Annotated in this window: 13 protein-coding genes; 5 read left to right on the top strand and 8 right to left on the bottom strand. The window is 62.6% G+C overall.

Features of this window, described 5'->3' with window-relative positions:
• Positions 1–2: 2 nt before the first annotated feature.
• The gene (gene cobG, locus GGD53_RS19515; RefSeq protein ID WP_184458528.1) at positions 3–1,382 is read right to left on the bottom strand and encodes a precorrin-3B synthase; all 1,380 of its coding nucleotides are present in this window, start codon (positions 1,380–1,382) and stop codon (positions 3–5) included.
• Between the two features lie 63 nt (positions 1,383–1,445).
• Positions 1,446–2,210 (bottom strand): precorrin-6A synthase (deacetylating), encoded by a 765-nt coding sequence (gene cobF, locus GGD53_RS19510; RefSeq protein WP_184458527.1) that lies wholly within the window; start codon positions 2,208–2,210, stop codon positions 1,446–1,448.
• Positions 2,211–2,412: 202 nt separating this feature from the next.
• Here cobF and repA point away from each other — a divergent pair, with 202 nt between their 5' ends.
• The 4 genes from repA (at position 2,413) to GGD53_RS19490 (ending at position 7,281) form a co-directional block, all read left to right on the top strand.
• Positions 2,413–3,609 (top strand): plasmid partitioning protein RepA, encoded by a 1,197-nt coding sequence (gene repA, locus GGD53_RS19505; protein ID WP_184458526.1) that lies wholly within the window; start codon positions 2,413–2,415, stop codon positions 3,607–3,609.
• On the top strand, positions 3,606–4,601 hold the full coding sequence (gene repB, locus GGD53_RS19500; RefSeq protein WP_184458525.1) for a plasmid partitioning protein RepB: 996 nt from the start codon (positions 3,606–3,608) through the stop codon (positions 4,599–4,601). Before repA ends, repB begins: the two co-directional genes overlap by 4 nt.
• A gap of 154 nt (positions 4,602–4,755) precedes the next feature.
• Positions 4,756–5,973, top strand: coding sequence for a plasmid replication protein RepC (repC, locus tag GGD53_RS19495; protein ID WP_184458524.1), 1,218 nt, complete (start codon positions 4,756–4,758; stop codon positions 5,971–5,973).
• Positions 5,974–6,147: 174 nt separating this feature from the next.
• Positions 6,148–7,281: an RHE_PE00001 family protein gene (locus GGD53_RS19490; RefSeq protein WP_184458523.1), complete on the top strand. Its 1,134-nt coding sequence runs from the start codon at positions 6,148–6,150 to the stop codon at positions 7,279–7,281.
• A 123-nt stretch (positions 7,282–7,404) separates the two neighbouring features.
• On the opposite strand, the gene GGD53_RS19485 is transcribed toward GGD53_RS19490, so the two are convergent.
• Genes GGD53_RS19485 through GGD53_RS19475 form a run of 3 tightly spaced genes read right to left on the bottom strand, consistent with a single transcriptional unit; the run spans position 7,405 to position 9,429 of the window.
• The gene (locus tag GGD53_RS19485; protein ID WP_184458521.1) at positions 7,405–8,115 is read right to left on the bottom strand and encodes a Bax inhibitor-1/YccA family protein; all 711 of its coding nucleotides are present in this window, start codon (positions 8,113–8,115) and stop codon (positions 7,405–7,407) included.
• A 20-nt stretch (positions 8,116–8,135) separates the two neighbouring features.
• The gene (locus GGD53_RS19480; protein WP_184458519.1) at positions 8,136–8,903 is read right to left on the bottom strand and encodes an anti-sigma factor family protein; all 768 of its coding nucleotides are present in this window, start codon (positions 8,901–8,903) and stop codon (positions 8,136–8,138) included.
• Positions 8,890–9,429, bottom strand: a complete 540-nt coding sequence (locus tag GGD53_RS19475) for a sigma-70 family RNA polymerase sigma factor (RefSeq protein WP_184458517.1) — start codon at positions 9,427–9,429, stop codon at positions 8,890–8,892. The genes GGD53_RS19480 and GGD53_RS19475 overlap by 14 nt, the downstream gene beginning before the upstream one ends.
• Positions 9,430–9,616: 187 nt before the next feature.
• On the opposite strand from GGD53_RS19475, the gene GGD53_RS19470 reads away from it, so the two are divergent.
• Complete coding sequence (locus GGD53_RS19470; protein ID WP_088392196.1) at positions 9,617–9,901, top strand: hypothetical protein; 285 nt, start codon at positions 9,617–9,619, stop codon at positions 9,899–9,901.
• 22 nt (positions 9,902–9,923) lie between these two features.
• Here GGD53_RS19470 and cueR read toward each other — a convergent pair whose 3' ends face one another.
• The 3 genes from cueR to treY all read right to left on the bottom strand — a co-directional run bounded on the left by cueR (position 9,924) and on the right by treY (position 15,610).
• A complete protein-coding gene (gene cueR, locus GGD53_RS19465) occupies positions 9,924–10,313 on the bottom strand; it encodes a Cu(I)-responsive transcriptional regulator (protein ID WP_064808024.1) in 390 nt (129 codons plus the stop codon).
• Positions 10,314–10,322: 9 nt separating this feature from the next.
• Positions 10,323–12,842 (bottom strand): heavy metal translocating P-type ATPase, encoded by a 2,520-nt coding sequence (locus GGD53_RS19460; protein WP_184458515.1) that lies wholly within the window; start codon positions 12,840–12,842, stop codon positions 10,323–10,325.
• A 158-nt stretch (positions 12,843–13,000) separates the two neighbouring features.
• Positions 13,001–15,610 carry a malto-oligosyltrehalose synthase gene (treY, locus tag GGD53_RS19455; RefSeq protein ID WP_184458513.1) on the bottom strand — a complete coding sequence of 870 codons (2,610 nt, stop codon included), beginning with the start codon at positions 15,608–15,610 and terminating at the stop codon, positions 13,001–13,003.
• Between the last annotated feature and the right edge of the window lie 46 nt (positions 15,611–15,656).

The following is a 15,656-nucleotide window of genomic DNA, read 5'->3' as shown; positions in this document are numbered from 1 at the left end:
TCCTATTCCTGTCGCGGCGCCTTCGAAACGCTGGTTGCGCCAAGCCGTGTAAGGCAGGCGGCGGCCGATTCGCCAGCGCTCCTGTTGTCTTCGATGGACCGGGCGAGCCTCTCTATAGCGAAATCGATCCGACCGCCAGCGATCCGTTCATCCGGTAGATCTGAGGCAAGGCCGTTGATGACGAGGCAGAAACCATCCGCCGATCCGGTCAGCGTCAGCGCCGGCCCGGCATGGGCGCAGCCTTTCGAACAGCCGGAGAGATGGATCGTCAGAGATCCGTCGAAGAGAACGGGTGCTGCGGCAATGAGGCGGCGCGCCATGGCTCTCGTCTCGTAGAAAGCGGAGCCGCAGGCGCCGGCGCCGGCGCAGGCAGCGACATATTCGCTTTTCTCGCCGGGTTGCACGGTAAAGCCAAGGTTGCTCGCGGTGATCTGCAGAGCCGGCGCCGCATCTGCCGGAAAGCCGGTGAAGAAGAAGCCGCGGCCGGGCGCAAGCCGGATGGCTGTTGCGCCATGAGTTTTTGCGTCGTCGAGCAGGGCGGTCAGATCGGGCGCCCTCATCTGGCCGAATTCCGGCCGCACGCCAAGCACGTGTTTCCCGTTCTTCAGTCGGTGCAAGCCGGAAAGCGGCGTTTGTTCTTGATGCGACGGACGAAATCGGATGGCGTCCATAGCGGGAAACCGCGCCCGCAGAAGGGCCGGATCGATGTCCCTCGCCCGCCTGCTCTGCCCCACCGCCAGAAGATCGAGAATCTCGCCAACGGCTGATATTGCTGTCTCCATGGGGCCCTTCGCGACCGGCGTTGCCGTCTCGCCGTCGCCGTTGATCGTCACGAGCCATTGTGCGCCGGGCTGTGCGACGATACGGATGTCGGCCGAGAGCGCCGACAAACCGAATGCGCCGCCGCCGTCGATGATGAGCGAGAGTTTCGGCGCGAGCCGCGGCGAGGCGAGCAGCTCTGCGAGCTTGCTGCGCAAGGTTTTTTCCAGCGCTTCCGGATCGCCCGTTTCCTCGGGATCGATGCCGTGCAGCGGCGATATTTCGATGGCCGGCCCGTCCGGCACGGCGATCCCGGCGGCATCAATATCGGCGGTGAGACGTCTCACGGTCTCGGCCCGTAGTCCGCGGATCTGCAGGTTGCCGCGCGCGGTGATTTCCACGATGCCGTTTCCATGCTCCGCAGCCGAGCGGGCAAGCGCTGAGAATTGCGCCAGCGTCAAGGCGCCACCGGCCGGACGCAGTCGTACGAGCAACCCGTCGCCGGTCGGCATCGGTGCGGCAAGGGCCGGACAGGCGCCGCGCGGGCGTTGCTTCGCCGGCGGCCGATCATCGAGATCCGCCTCGTCTGTCCTGTCGATTGCCTTGGCGGCCTTCGTGCCCATTCTCAATCCTCTGATCATCCCTTACATGATCGCGGCCTGTGCGGCAAAACATGACGGCGGCGGCTATTCCTCGAAGTCGCGTCCCTTGCGTAAAAGATATATGTCCATGATCCAGCCGTGCCGCTGTCTCGCCTCGGTCCGCAGCGCCTGAATATCGGCCGCGATGTCTGCGAGCCGCCCCGATCGGATGATCTCGTCCTGAGTGCCGAGATAGGCGCCCCAGAAGATCTCGGCGTCGGCATCGTCGATCTTCGCAAAAGCCTGTTCGCCATCGAGCATGACAACCGTGCTGCCGCCGCGAAGTCCATCCCGCGCCAGCTGCCGCCCAGTGGTGATCTCGACCGGCTTGCCGACGAGGTTGAGCGGGATTTTGTGGCTGGCCGCCAAAGCCTGGATGCTGGTGATGCCGGGAACGACGCTGTAGTCGAATTCAATGCTGTTTGCTTGGCGCACGCGTTCGATGATGCGGATCGTGCTGTCGTAAAGACTGGGATCACCCCAGATGAGAAAGGCGCCGGTGCCGCCGTCCGGCAGCCCCGAAATCAATTCTCCATAGATATTGGCGATCTCGCCGTGCCAGGCATCGACGCTTTGTGAGTAGCTTCTGTCTGCGGTCTGCCTTTGCGGCACCTCGAATTCCGCGATCCGGACGCCTGAGCGGGTGACATAACGCTCGCAGATCTCCCGCCGGATCTCGGCGAGCTCTTCTTTGCCGGCGCCCTTGAGCGGCAGGAAGATCACCTCGGCGGCGTTCATCGCCTTGATCGCCTGTATGGTGACGTGCTCCGGATTGCCCGTGCCGATTCCGATGATATTGATATGCTTCAAGCGGATATTTCCCCGTGTGGCCAAGCGGTATTGCCGAAAAACCGGGCTGGCCGCAAGGGCGGGGCAGGGAGTTGGCCGCGGCCAACTCGCGCGCCACGGCGGCTTGACCCCTATTGTTGCCGTAAATCCCGAATCGTGTCACTTTCGATACGCTTTTTGACGCTATGTTGACAGAAAAGCGCATCGAAAAGGATTGGGTGTTTTGGACAACATTAGCGTATCGACGACAGACGTGCGGATCGAGCGGCATGCGAACCAGCTTTCGCGGCAGCTGAAGCTCCTCCGCGACAAGCTGTTTCCGCCGCTTGCGCAGAAGACGCTGCGCACATTCTCTTCCGGCGAAGCCGCCCAAATGATCGGCGTTTCTGACGGGTATCTTCGTCAGCTTTCGCTGGATGGCAAGGGGCCGCAGCCGGAACTTTCCTCGAATGGTCGACGCTCCTATACGCTCGGGCAGATCAATGAATTGCGCCATTATATGGCGAATCTCAAGCCGAAGGATGCGCTGAGCTACCTCCCGTGGCGACGCCCCGGCGAAAAGCTGCAGACGGTCGCCGTCACCAATTTCAAGGGCGGTTCGGCCAAGACGACGACGACGCTCTATCTGGCGCAATATCTGGCGCTGGAGGGTTACCGGGTGCTGGCGATCGATCTCGATCCGCAGGCCTCGCTCTCCTCCATGCTGGGTGTGCAGCCGGAATTCGATCTTTCAGACGGCGATACGCTGTATGGTGCCATTCGCTACGATGCAGCTCGTAAGCCGCTGAAGGAGATCGTCCGCAAGACCTATTTCGACGGACTCGATCTGGTGCCCGGCAATCTCGAACTGATGGAGTTCGAGCATGAGACGCCGCGGGCGCTCAATGACCGCCAGAAACCGGCCGAGCTGTTTTTCCGTCGCGTCGGCGTCGCCATTGCCGAGGTCGAGGCCGATTACGACGTGGTGGTGATCGACTGCCCGCCGCAGCTCGGCTACCTCACCCTCGGTGCCGTTTGCGCCGCCACGTCGCTGCTCATCACCATCCACCCGCAAATGGTCGATGTCGCCTCCATGTCGCAGTTCCTGCTGATGACCTCGGATCTTCTCTCCGTGGTTCGCAGGGCGGGCGGCGACCTGCAGCACGACTTCATCAAATATGTCGTCACCCGCCACGAACCCTTCGATGCGCCGCAGTCGCAGATTGTTGCGCTGCTACGGAGTCTCTTCGGCGACGACGTGCTGACGGCAACCATTCTCAAATCGACGGCAATCGCGGATGCCGGCCTGACAAAACAGACGCTTTTTGAAATCGAGAAGGGGCAGGTGCGCCGCTCGACCTATGATCGGGCGCTGGAATCGGTCAACGCTGCCAATGGCGAGGTTCTTGCCGGCATTCACAAAGCCTGGGGCCGCACATGAGCAGACGCGATCGCCTGAAAGGTCTTTTCGACGATACAGCGCAGGAGTTGGCCGCGGCCAACTACGAGGAGCCTTCTTCGCGCGGATCGGCTGGTCCGGTTCGGACAATGGCGCTGACCCTTGGCCGCATGGAGGAGGAGAGCAGGGCGATGCAGGAGGCTTTGCTCTCCGGCGAGCGCATCGTCGAACTCGATCCCGACCTGATCGATTCATCCTTCGTCCGCGATCGCCTTGCCGACCAGCCGCTCGATCGCGAGGACGAGCTGGTGCAGTCGATTGCCGACAATGGCCAGGAAGTGCCGATCCTTGTTCGACGCCATCCCGAAGACGGCGAGCGTTACCAGATCGCCTACGGCCATCGCCGGCTGCAGGCCGTCAAGCTGCTCGGGCGTAAGGTGCAGGCGATCGTCCGTCAGCTCGACGACACCGATGTCGTCATTGCGCAGGGCATCGAGAATTCGGCGCGCCGGAACCTTTCCTATATCGAACGTGCCGTCTTTGCTCTCAATCTCGAGCTCAAGGGCTTTGAGCGTCCCGTTATCATGAAGGCGCTGTCCACCGATAAGACCGAGCTATCGAAACTGTTGTCGGTCGCCAAGGCCATTCCGGCCGAAATCATCAGGTCGGTGGGGGACGCACCCGGTATCGGACGACGCAAGTGGGTGGCGCTTGCCCAGGACTGGAATGGGACGACGGTGGCGCGGCTTGCGAAGCTCATCGCCTCGGATCGGTTCAAGGCGGAGGAGAGCGACCGCCGATTCGAGCTGTTGGTCGCCGAAGTTGCCAGGAAAGATGCGAAGCCGGAGCCCACGGAATATGACTGGAAGCCGAAGAGCGGCGGCAAGATTGCCGGCCGAATCAAGAGCGCCGGCAATTCCTTCACGATCGCGTTGAAAACCGGCGACGCGCCGGATTTCGGCGCTTACATTTCACGCCGTCTCGATGAGCTTTACGAAGCCTATCAGGCCGGCAAGTTGCAAGCAGGAGAGTAAGCCGCAAAAGAAAAAAGCCTCCGAACGTTGCCGTCGCGGAAGCCTTTCTCATATCTGGACAATCTGAGAATCGCACTTCCTCGAATCAGTGTCAAGCATCTTCGGCATCCTTTTGGGTGGTAGATTTCTTTTGCCTTGAAAAAAGGTGAGGGACATGGAGCCTCAATATGTATCGACGCCCTTTGGGCGGCGATCGATGACGTTTGGCATGCTGGCAAGCCAGGAAAATGCCAGCAAAGTCGATCCGGACGCATCGGTCGACAAATGGAAGATCTTTCGCGCGCTCTGCGAAGCAAAGAGCATGATCGGCGTGTCCGACCGGGCGCTTGCCGTTCTCAACGCGCTGTTGACCTTCTATCCGAAGAACGAGATTGCCGAGGCCAACGGTTTCGTGGTCTTTCCGTCGAACGAGCAATTGTCACTGCGCACCCATGGCATGGCCGGCACCACGCTGCGCCGAAACCTGGCGATGCTGGTGGAGGCCGGCCTGATCATCCGGCGGGACAGTCCGAACGGAAAACGGTTTGCCCGCCGCAACGGCGAGGGCGGGCTCGGGGAGGCCTTCGGCTTCAGCCTGGCGCCACTCCTCGTGCGCGCTCGCGAGATCGAAGCCCAGGCGGCGCAGGTGCTGGCCGACAAGCTCGAATGGAAGCGCCTGAGAGAGCGGCTGAGCCTTTGCCGGCGTGACATCACCAAGCTCATCGAGATCGCGCTGGAAGAAGAAATTGCCGGCGAATGGATCGAGATGCAGCAGCATTTCAATCGCCTCTCGGCAAGCCTGCCGCGCCGTCCGTCGACCGCGGAGCTCCAGAACCTGCTGACCGATCTCGAAGCCTTCCGCGAACTAATCGTCAAGACGCTGGAATCGAAGACAAAAGCAAAAAAAACAGACGCCAATGACAGCCGAAACGGTTGGCACATACATAATTCAAACCCACACCCCATATCTGAACTTGAACCAAGCTTCGAACCGAAGCAGGGCGCAAAGCCGGAGGAAGAACCGCGGCCGCGGCGGGAGCCGCCGAAATCCTTCCCCCTTGCCATGGTGCTGCAGGCCTGCCCCGAGATTGTTGCCTATGGGCCGGGCGGCGGCATCGGCAGCTGGCGGGATTTGATGGCCGCCGCCGTCGTCGTCCGTTCAACCCTCGGCGTCAGCCCCAGCGCCTATCAGCAGGCCTGCGATGTCATGGGGCCGGAAAATGCTGCCACTGTGATCGCCTGCATTCTGGAACGCGGCGGCCATATCAATTCGGCGGGCGGCTACCTGCGTGATCTGACGCGGCGAGCGGAGCGCGGTGAGTTCTCGCTCGGTCCGATGTTGATGGCGTTGATGCGGGCCAATGGTCCCCCGATGGCGAGAAAAACGGGATGAACGGCCCAAAAGCTTCGCGCCAGTCGCAGCGGTTAAAGGGATTGTGGATCGGCCATCGGCCATCTTCTTCGCTTCCTTCCCGCACTTTGTTGAAACGAACCGTTAACCATGTCATAGATGGCGGAAGAAAACTGCCCTTTTGCTTCCATTTGTGAAAAACCGCAAAGCTTAACAATGCGCTACGATATCGACGGTGTAATGCTCCAAATCCTGCTGCCATTGCTTGCCGCGGCGGAGGATGCGGTGGCGCGGCTGGACGAGCGGGTGTTGCGCTCGTCGGTTGGTGAGGGATTTGCCGAACGCAGCCACTTCTTCGATGCCGCAGGTGCGCTATGGGTCGCCGGCGAGCTCGTCCACGTCGAGGACCTCGTTCTGCACGACGCGCATATGGATAGCCGCGCTCCCAGCCACGAACTGACGATCGCCCATTCGGTGCTGCGGACGCGTCGGCGCATCTGGACCGGCGAACCGTCCTGGGCGCTCGGCGCCTCGGGGCTGGCAACGCTGACCGCGACCGCGGGGGAAGGGGAGGGCATCACTCACGAGGCCAAGAGCCAGGCGATTGCGGTCGGGGCCGACGAAGAGGGCGAGAATGAAGATGCGCCGCTCGCTGCCGAGTTGGCCGAGATCGATGCGATTCTTGCCCGCTCGCAGAAGCTCATCGACATCCATACGGGCAAAGCGCCGTCCGGCGAGGCGGCCGCAATATCTCCAGTCAAGCGCAACGATGACCCTCTCGGCCTGTTGGGCGACGAGGAATGGGATGAGGAGCAGCGGCTCGCGGAGTGGCGGGGCGTGCTGCCCTTGGCCGACAGCCTGCCGCCGGTTCTCGGCGCCGTCATCCTGTTCGAAGCCTGGGACAGGATCGAGCCTTTGCGGCGTCAGCATTGGCTCGGCGGGCTTCTGGTCGAAAGCTACCTGCGCGCCCGCGGCAAGGTCGCTTCGCATCTCTTTTCCTTTTACGGCGGGCTGAAATTGGTGCGCCACGAGCGGCGTCGGGCCCGCGACCGGGCGACGCGGCTGCAAGCTTTTCTCGAAGCGATGCAGCTGGCTGCGGCGGCCGGCCTCAAGGAAATCGATCGGTTGTCGCTGGCCCGCACGCAAATGGAGCTGCGCTTTCGCGGCCGTCGCTCGAACAGCAGCCTGCCGGAGCTTGCCGATTTCATCCTGTCGCGGCCGATGGTATCGGCAGCGATGATCGCCCGTCATCTGCGCATCACGCCGCGCGGCGCGCTGAACCTCGTCAACGAGATTGGCATTCGTGAAATCACCGGCCGCGGCCGCTATCGCGCATGGGGCATCATCTGAAATAAAAAACACGGCCGGGTCGACGTCCGGCCGTGTCTTTGAGAGTGAACGCCCGGTCTGCGATCCTGTCACAGATTGCAGACCGGACGCTCTTGCGCTTCCATTGCCCCCAGAAGCGCGATCCTATTCCCGCTCGCCGGTGAAGTTGAGCAGAAGCTGGAAGATGTTGACGAAGTTCAGGTAGAGCGAGAGCGCACCGAAGACGGCAAGCTTCTGGTTCGATTCCTGATCGTAATTTTCCGAATATTGTTCCTTGATGTTCTGGGTGTCGTAGGCAGTCAGACCGACGAAAACGACGATACCGATCACCGAAATAGCGAACTGCAGCGCGCTCGAGCCCAGGAAGATGTTGACGATGGCGGCGATGATGATGCCGAAGAGGCCCATCATCAGGAACGAGCCCATCTTCGAGAGGTCACGCTTGGTCGTGTAGCCGTAAAGGCTGATGGAGCCGAACATGGCCGCGGTGATGAAGAAGGTCTGGGCGATGCTCGTCTTGGTGAAGACCAGGAAGACGGAGGCAAGCGACAGGCCCATCACGGCGCAGAAGGCCCAGAAGGTGATCTGGGCGGTGCTCGCCGACATCGTCTGGATGCGGAAGGAGAAGAAGAAGACGAAGGCGAGCGGCGCCAGCATCACCACCCATTTCAGCGGTGAGCCGAAGATCGGTACATAAAGCGCCGGCGTCGAGCCGACGATGAAGGCAACGATGCCCGTTATGACGAGCCCAAGGCCCATATAGTTGTAGACGCGCAGCATATGCTGGCGCAGACCCTCGTCGAAGAGGGCCTGTGAGCCGGCGACGGCTCCGTATCGGGGATTGATCGGGTTCATGCTGATCTCCTCGGTTTGAACTAGTAGAGCGAACGGGCGAGTCGTTCGGCCGCCTGATCGAGATTGAGTCCGCTATCGTCGGCGATCAGCGCATAGGCGACCTCGCCGATCTGCCAATAGGCGGCTTCCGCTTTTTCGAGTGCGAGATGGCTGACCGGCCGGACCTCGAAGGCTCCCGGACGGACGGCGAAAAGCGAGAGCCGCTTTCCATCGGCCAACTTGATCGCCATCTCGACGCTCGGGCCGAATTCGGACGGGAATATCTGCACGTCGGCGATCTTCCAGTCTTTCGGCAATTCGGGCATGACGATCGCGGTGGCGGCGCGTATGTCCTCGGCGCTATAGCTGGTCGGGGTCTGCGACGGCATCGAGGCGCGCAGGGCCGCGGTCTGATAGGCGCGGACGGCATCCTCGACATAGGCGGGGGCCGGAACGGAAGCAGCCACCTCGGTCGCCGAAAAGGCGCCGAAGGAATTATGCGCCACCCAGCCGGCGGTGACCAGAATGCCGACGGCGGCGATGCGCTGCATGGACTGGAGGATGCGGCCATAGGAAAGGCCGCGTTCCAGCCGGCGAGCGGCATCGCGGGTCTCGGCACGGCCGAAGGCATTTTCGCCGGCAAGCGCCAGGCGCAGCTCACCCTTCATGCTGAGATCGGCCATAACCTTAGCGGCAATCGCTGGATTCTCCGAGAGATAGGACTCGACCTGAATACGGCGGGCGACATCGAGCTCGCCATCCACATAGGCGTCGAGATCGGCATCGATGATCGGATCAACTGCTTTCATTGCCGCTCCCTCCGATTAATTTGAGATGCGAAACGCGCGGCGTCTTCTCCTCGAATTCGCGCAGCTGCGCCCGGGCGCGGGAGATGCGCGACATCAGCGTGCCGATCGGAATACCGAGCGCATTAGCGGCTTCCTGATAGGAAAGGTCTTCGATGGCAACGAGATGCAGCGCCTCGCGCTGCTCCTCCGGCAGGTCGAAGAAGGCGTCGCGCACCTGCTGCAGGCGCACGGCATGTTCCTGGCCGGCCGGCAGCGACTGCTCGGCTTCGACAACCGCTTCGTCGTGGCGACGCGTCAGCGACCGATTCCGGCGAAGACGATCGATATGGGCATTGTGCAGGATGGAAAGCAGCCAGGTGCGCAGATTACCGCCGCTTCGGAAGCTCTTTCTCTTCTCGAAGGCGCGCACCAGAGCATCATGCACCAGATCCTCCGCCTCATCCGAGTTGCGCACCAGCGCGCGAGCGTAGCGCCTCAGCGCTGCAAGCTGTCCGATGACATCGAAGGGGCGGTCTTTGCGTTCCATGCTTGAGTATACGCAAGCGCGGCGGATTTTATTCCCGGCGGCATAAAAAAATCATGCCGGCCGGATTGCCGCCGAAGAACCGGAGGGAAATAGCACCCGCGAGCACATGTGCGCCCTAAATCGGCGATTGTTTATGACAATTACATGACAGATCATCACGCCGCTGATTTGCAGGGGAAGATAAAGAATGAAGGAAAAGAAGCGGGTCTACGAAGCTCTCGTGGACGGCGCCATGGAAGGGCTGACGGGTGAGGCACTCTATGATTTCGTCAAGGCGCGGTGCTCGAAAGCCACCAGCAAGAAGATCGTCAGGGCTTCTCTTCTCGCTCTGACCGATCCTCATCTCAGGGACCGCAATATTCTCGACGTGATCTACGCGCTTGCGATCAAGCATCGTCTCGATGAAGGCGTGCTTGATGACGGCGACGAGGACGAACCCGCCGAGCAGGCTCCCTTCAGGACGTTCAGCTAGCCTTCCGGCGTTTCTAAGGCGGTCAGCGACCGTCCGAGAGCTCTTCGAGAATCGGACAGTCCGGCCGGTCGTTGCCATGGCAGGCATGCACGAGATGCTCGAGTGTGCGGCGAAGTTCCGTGAGCTCGCGGATCTTGCGGTCGATCTCCCCGAGTTTCGTCTCGGCAATGTCCCTGACATCGGCGCTCGCCCGGGCTTTGTCCTCATAAAGCGCCAGCAATTGCCGGCATTCCTCGACGGAGAAGCCGAGGCCGCGCGAACGCTGCAGAAAGCGCAGCTTGTGAACATCGGCCGCAGCATAGTCCCGATAGCCGTTTCCGCCCCTTTCGGGGCGGATCAGGCCGATATCCTCGTAGTAGCGGATGGTCTTCGAAGGCAGGCCGGACCGCTCAGATGCTTCGCCGATATTCATTGCCGTCTCCTATAATTTTGCAAAGCGCAGTCTCAGCGCATTTGATATCACCGATACGGACGAGAGGCTCATCGCCGCCGCCGCGATCATCGGCGAGAGCAGCAAGCCGAAAACGGGATAAAGGATGCCGGCAGCGACCGGCACGCCGAGCGCGTTGTAGCCGAAGGCGAAGCCGAGATTCTGGCGGATATTGCGCATCGTCGCCTCCGCCAGCCGCCGCGCCCTGACGATCCCGTTGAGATCGCCTTTGACCAAGGTAATGCCTGCGCTTTCCATTGCAACATCGGCGCCGGTGCCCATGGCGATGCCGACATCGGCGGTCGCAAGAGCCGGGGCGTCGTTGACCCCGTCGCCGGCCATGGCGATCACGGCGCCTTTGGCGCGAAGTTCCTCGATCAGCGCCTTCTTGCCTTCCGGCAGCACGTCGGCACGGACCTCATCGATGCCGAGGCTTTTCGCCACCGCCCGCGCCGTGCGCTCGTTGTCCCCTGTCGCCATGATGATCTTCAGCCCGCTGTCGTGCAGCGCCTTGATCGCGGCCGATGTCGTCGGCTTGACCCGGTCGGCGACCGCGACGAGACCGGCAAGCTTGCCGTCGATCGTCACGAACATCACCGTCTTGCCGTCGCCGCGCAGGGCTTCGGTCTTCTCCGACAGCGCCGAAGGATCGACGCCGAGATGGGCGAGCAGCGCCGCATTGCCGAGCGCCACCTTTGTGCCGTCGGCTATGCCCTGGACTCCCCTGCCGGTCTTCGCCTCGAAGCCGCTCACCTCCACGAAGGCGGCACCGCGCTCTTCGGCGCCGGCAACGATCGCTTCGGCCAGGGGATGCTCGGAGCCGCGCTCGAGGCTCGCGGCCAGCGACAGCAGCCGGTTCTCCTCGACGCCGCCGACGGCGACGATGTCGGTGAGCACAGGCTTGCCTTCGGTCAGCGTGCCGGTTTTGTCGACGATCAGCGTGTCGACGTTGGAAAAGCGCTCCAGCGCTTCGGCGTCCTTGATCAGCACGCCTTCACCAGCGCCGCGCCCGGTCGCGATCATGATCGACATCGGTGTCGCAAGGCCGAGCGCACAGGGGCAGGCGATGATCAGAACGGCGACGGCGGCAAGCAGCGCGTTTGCCAGGCTCGGCTCCGGTCCGATGGCTGCCCAGACGACGAATGCAAGCATGGCTATGGCGACGACGGCGGGCACGAAGACGGCCGACACCCGGTCGACCGCGCCCTGAATAGGCGCTCGCGAACGCTGCGCCTTGGCGACCATGTCGACGATGCGCGACAGCACAGTGTCTGCGCCGACTTTCTCGGCCGACATCACGAGGGAGCCGTTCTTGTTGATCGTGCCGCCGGTCAGCCCGTCGCCCGTCGTCTTCTCGACGGGCAGAGGCTCGCCCGATATCATCGATTCGTCGACGGTCGACTGGCCCTCGAGGACGGAACCGTCGACCGGTACGCGCTCGCCCGGGCGCACGCGCAGCCGGTCGCCGGTCTGAATCTCCTCTACCGGCACGTCGCGCTCGCTGCCATCGGCATCGATGCGCCGCGCCGTCTTCGGCGCGAGGTCGAGCAGAGCGCGGATCGCCGAGCCGGTACGCTCGCGTGCCTTCAATTCCAGCACCTGGCCGACGAAGACCAGGGCCACGATGACGGCGGCCGCCTCGAAATAGACCGGCACGGTGGCGCTATGGCCGCGAAAGCTCATCGGGAAAAGACCGGGCGCAAGCGTAGCGACGACGCTGTAGACATAGGCGGTGCCGACGCCGAGGCCGATCAGCGTCCACATGTTCGGGCTTCGGTTGACGACAGACGCCCAGGCGCGGCGGAAGAAGGGGAGGGCGGCCCACAGCACGACCGGCGTTGCCAGCGATAGCTCAATATAGGTCGCCAGCGGTTCGCCGATCGCTTCCCGGAGCGGCAGGCCGAGCATCGGTCCCATCCCGAGCGCCAGCAGCGGCAGGGCAAGGATGGCGCTGACCCAAAGCCGCCTGACGAAATCGACAAGTTCCGGATTCGCTCCTTCGTCGGCCGGAGGAATGCCCATCGGCTCCAGCGCCATGCCGCATTTCGGGCAGTCGCCAGGCCGGTCGCTGACGACTTCCGGATGCATCGGACAGGTATAAAGCGTACCCTTCGGCGCCGGCTTTGCCGCCGGACGGGCGCCGTTGCGATAGGCCGAGGGGTCGGCCTCGAACTTTGTTTGGCAAGCGGCCGAGCAGAAGTAGAATTTTTCGCCCTCGAATTTCACGAAGTATTTTGCCGTCGAACGATCAACGGCCATGCCGCAGACGGGATCCTTCGCCGTCAGGTAATCCTGCGGCTGAGCCGCAAACTTCGTCCGGCAGCTCTCGGAGCAGAAATGATAGAGACGACCCATATGTTCGAACGAGGGTTTGCCGGCTTGCGGATCGACCGTCATGCCGCAGACGGGATCGCGGACCACCAGTTCGGCCGCCTTCTCCTGATGATCATGGCCGCAATGGCAGTGACCGTCGCCGTGGCTGTGGTGATGGTGTTCGTGTTTGGTATCCATGACTATCTCCTTTGCCCCGAAGGGCAGTTGGAGAGGCTTATCCACCTTCCAGCAACTGGAAGGTCAAGCGCTAATTTTGACGACATCGATTTTTTCGAAAACGCCGCGCTGCGCAGCGCGACGGCGGCATCGCCCGATCCTCAAATCGCGCCCGATCCTCAGATCGGGCTGATCAGCCCGAGCGGCTGGCTCCCGAGCAGTGCGGCGACCGAAATGCTGCCTCCCGGCTCTATTGTTTTTCCGGTCACGAGATCCGCCTTCAACCCGTGAAGAGGGGAGGGCACCGCGATCGCCGTGTCTTCCCAGAACTCCGGACCGGCAAAAAGCACGCCGGGATCGAGCCAGCCGAACATCAGCCGCGGGGCGACGGTGATCGCGAATTCGCTGTTGTGCACGCGGGCGAAAGCCAGCACGTGATCACGGCGGCTGCCTGTCGTCTTCAACGGCAGATAATCGCCTTTGGCGAAGAGCACCGGCTGCCGCTGGCGCAGCTGCAGCCCAATTGTAACGATGCGCTGCTTCAAGGCCGCCGCCTGAAGCTTGGCGATCGGTCCCGCTTCATCAAGCCAGGCCTTCAGCCTGGCATGATCGACCGGCCGGCGATTGTCGGGATCGACAAGACTGAAGTCGAAAACTTCCGCGCCCTGGTAAATGTCGGGAATTCCAGGCGCCATCAGCTTGAGCAATGTCTGTGACAGGCTGTTGACGTAGCCGGCCGCAATGAAGGGCTGCAGCACCCTTTCGAAATCGTCCAGAAAGGCGTCGTTGTCCGGCGACACCAGCGCCGCCGCATAGGCCGTGATCGCCTCCTCGTAGGCGTCATCCTGTTCGCTCCAGGCGCTGCGCAATTTCGCCTCGCGCACCGCCTTGATAGCGTAATCGGTAAAGCGGGCGCGAAGCTCTTCTATCTGTCCTCTGTCGAAATCCTCCGGCCAGACGCCGGCGAGCGCTTGATACAGCATCCATTCGGTATTCGGCTCGGGTGCTGCACCGTCCGGCAGATCCTTCAGCCACGGCCTATTCATGTCACGCCAACGCGCCACCGCCTGAGCAAAAACATCGGCACCCTCGCTCAGCACATAGAGCCGCGCGCGCGCATCCTCGCCGCGTTTGGTGTCGTGCGTGGCGCTTGCCGAAAGCCCATGCGGCTGCAGCCGCGCCCGCTCGGCCATGCGACGATGGAAGCCGTCCGGCCCCTCAGGCGCCTTTCCGGGTTCGCCGCCGACCTCGTTTGCGGCAAGTAGCCTGTTATAGCGGTAGAACAGCGTATCCTCTGTCGCCTTCGCCATGACCGGCCCGCTCAGCTGCTGAAAGCGGATCCGGAATTCATGCGCCGCATCCCCTTCGATCTTGCCTTCAAGAAGCTTCAGCACGTGATCCAGCGCGCGCCGGTCGTCGAGCTGCGCCATGACCTGCGATGCGGTCGCGGCAAGGACGGCCGAATCCTGCCAGCTCAGCGGACCGCCGTCGCCATAGGTGCGGTAGACGGGGAATGCGATCAGCAGCTCGCGTATGGCGGTGGCGATCTCTTCTCGGCTTATTTCGGGAAAGATGCTCGCCGCCATCGCAACCAGCCTGCCGGTCTCGCCGGCGAAATTGCGCTCGACCATCTGTCGCTTGGCAAGGCGCCGGCCCTCATCGAGATCGCCGGCCTCGCCGGCGAGGCCGCGATAGGCATCGTCCAATATCCGCAGGCCGCCGGCGTCGATGAAGAGCTCGCCGAGAGCGGCGATGAATTCATATCCGGTGGTGCCCGCGACCGGCCAGCTCTCCGGCAGGCTCTCGCCCGCCCCGAGGATCTTTTCGACGACGATGTAGGTGTCGGCCCCGACTGCTGACCTCAGCCTGTCGAGATAGGCCTTGGGTTCGGCAAGCCCGTCGACATGGTCGATGCGCAGGCCCTGCACCTTGCCATGGCGCACCAGTTCGAGCACCAGCCGATGCATGTCCTCGAACACCGAGGGATCTTCGACGCGGGTCCCGACCAGTCCGGTCACCTCGAAAAACCGGCGGTAACTCAGATGCCGCGCCGCTTCCTTCCAATGGCTCAGCCGCCAATGCTGCTCCTCATGCAGGCTTCTCACGAAATCGCGATCGGACGAGACGTCTTCGAGCTTCTCCCGAAGGAGCGCCCGATCGCCGCCCTCGAAGAGAATGTCGCGCAACGCGCGGGCGAAGTCCTCGCCTGACGTCGCAGCCGCGGCCTCCGCCATTCGCGTTGCGACCAGATCGTCGAGCCGGTTTGCGATCGCGCCGTAGCTGCCGGGTTTGACCGGCAACAGCGTCTGAAAATAGGCCAAGGCGAAGTTGCCGTGCGTCTCGTCGAGGACGAGGCGCAGTTCGCCTGAAGCCAGCGCCTCTTCGAAATCCTGGCCGAGCTGCGGCAGGGTCAGCGGTTCGCTCCAGTCGATGTCGAAATGGCTGGCATAGGCGCTCTGCGGACCGAAGGCCAGCACGTCCCGCCACCAGGCGTTCTCAGGCGAAGCGGCCATATGGTTCGGAACGATGTCGAGAACCAATCCCATGCCTGCGGAGGCGAGGCTTTCCGTCAGCCGGTCGAACCCGGCGCGGCCGCCAAGCGCCGGATCGATCTCATTGGCGTCGGTGACGTCATAGCCGTGAGTCGAGCCGCTGACGGCGGTGAAGATCGGTGAGGCGTAGAGGTGGCTGATGCCGAGCGTCTTGAGATAGGGAACGAGGTCGCAGGCACGATCGAAGGTCATGCCGTTGCGGAACTGTATCCGGTAGGTCGCTGTCGGAAGAGTCATGAGGCCGTCTGACGTTGGAGGGAGACCCTTTCCAACGGTTGTGCCC

The organism is Rhizobium aethiopicum (genome assembly GCF_014197535.1).
In the GTDB taxonomy this organism is placed as follows: Bacteria; Pseudomonadota; Alphaproteobacteria; order Rhizobiales; family Rhizobiaceae; genus Rhizobium; species Rhizobium aethiopicum_A.
The sequence above is the reverse complement of the archived record's forward strand: the minus strand, read 5'-3'. Positions and strand labels throughout refer to the sequence as shown.

Coding starts and splice junctions, on each gene's coding strand:
- cobG (WP_184458528.1), bottom strand. CDS start 1,382: ATGGGCACGAAGGCCGCCAAGGCAATCGACAGGACAGACGAGGCGGAT.
- repB (WP_184458525.1), top strand. CDS start 3,606: ATGAGCAGACGCGATCGCCTGAAAGGTCTTTTCGACGATACAGCGCAG.
- repC (WP_184458524.1), top strand. CDS start 4,756: ATGGAGCCTCAATATGTATCGACGCCCTTTGGGCGGCGATCGATGACG.
- GGD53_RS19490 (WP_184458523.1), top strand. CDS start 6,148: ATGCGCTACGATATCGACGGTGTAATGCTCCAAATCCTGCTGCCATTG.
- GGD53_RS19485 (WP_184458521.1), bottom strand. CDS start 8,115: ATGAACCCGATCAATCCCCGATACGGAGCCGTCGCCGGCTCACAGGCC.
- GGD53_RS19480 (WP_184458519.1), bottom strand. CDS start 8,903: ATGAAAGCAGTTGATCCGATCATCGATGCCGATCTCGACGCCTATGTG.
- GGD53_RS19475 (WP_184458517.1), bottom strand. CDS start 9,429: ATGGAACGCAAAGACCGCCCCTTCGATGTCATCGGACAGCTTGCAGCG.
- GGD53_RS19470 (WP_088392196.1), top strand. CDS start 9,617: ATGAAGGAAAAGAAGCGGGTCTACGAAGCTCTCGTGGACGGCGCCATG.
- cueR (WP_064808024.1), bottom strand. CDS start 10,313: ATGAATATCGGCGAAGCATCTGAGCGGTCCGGCCTGCCTTCGAAGACC.
- GGD53_RS19460 (WP_184458515.1), bottom strand. CDS start 12,842: ATGGATACCAAACACGAACACCATCACCACAGCCACGGCGACGGTCAC.
- treY (WP_184458513.1), bottom strand. CDS start 15,610: ATGACTCTTCCGACAGCGACCTACCGGATACAGTTCCGCAACGGCATG.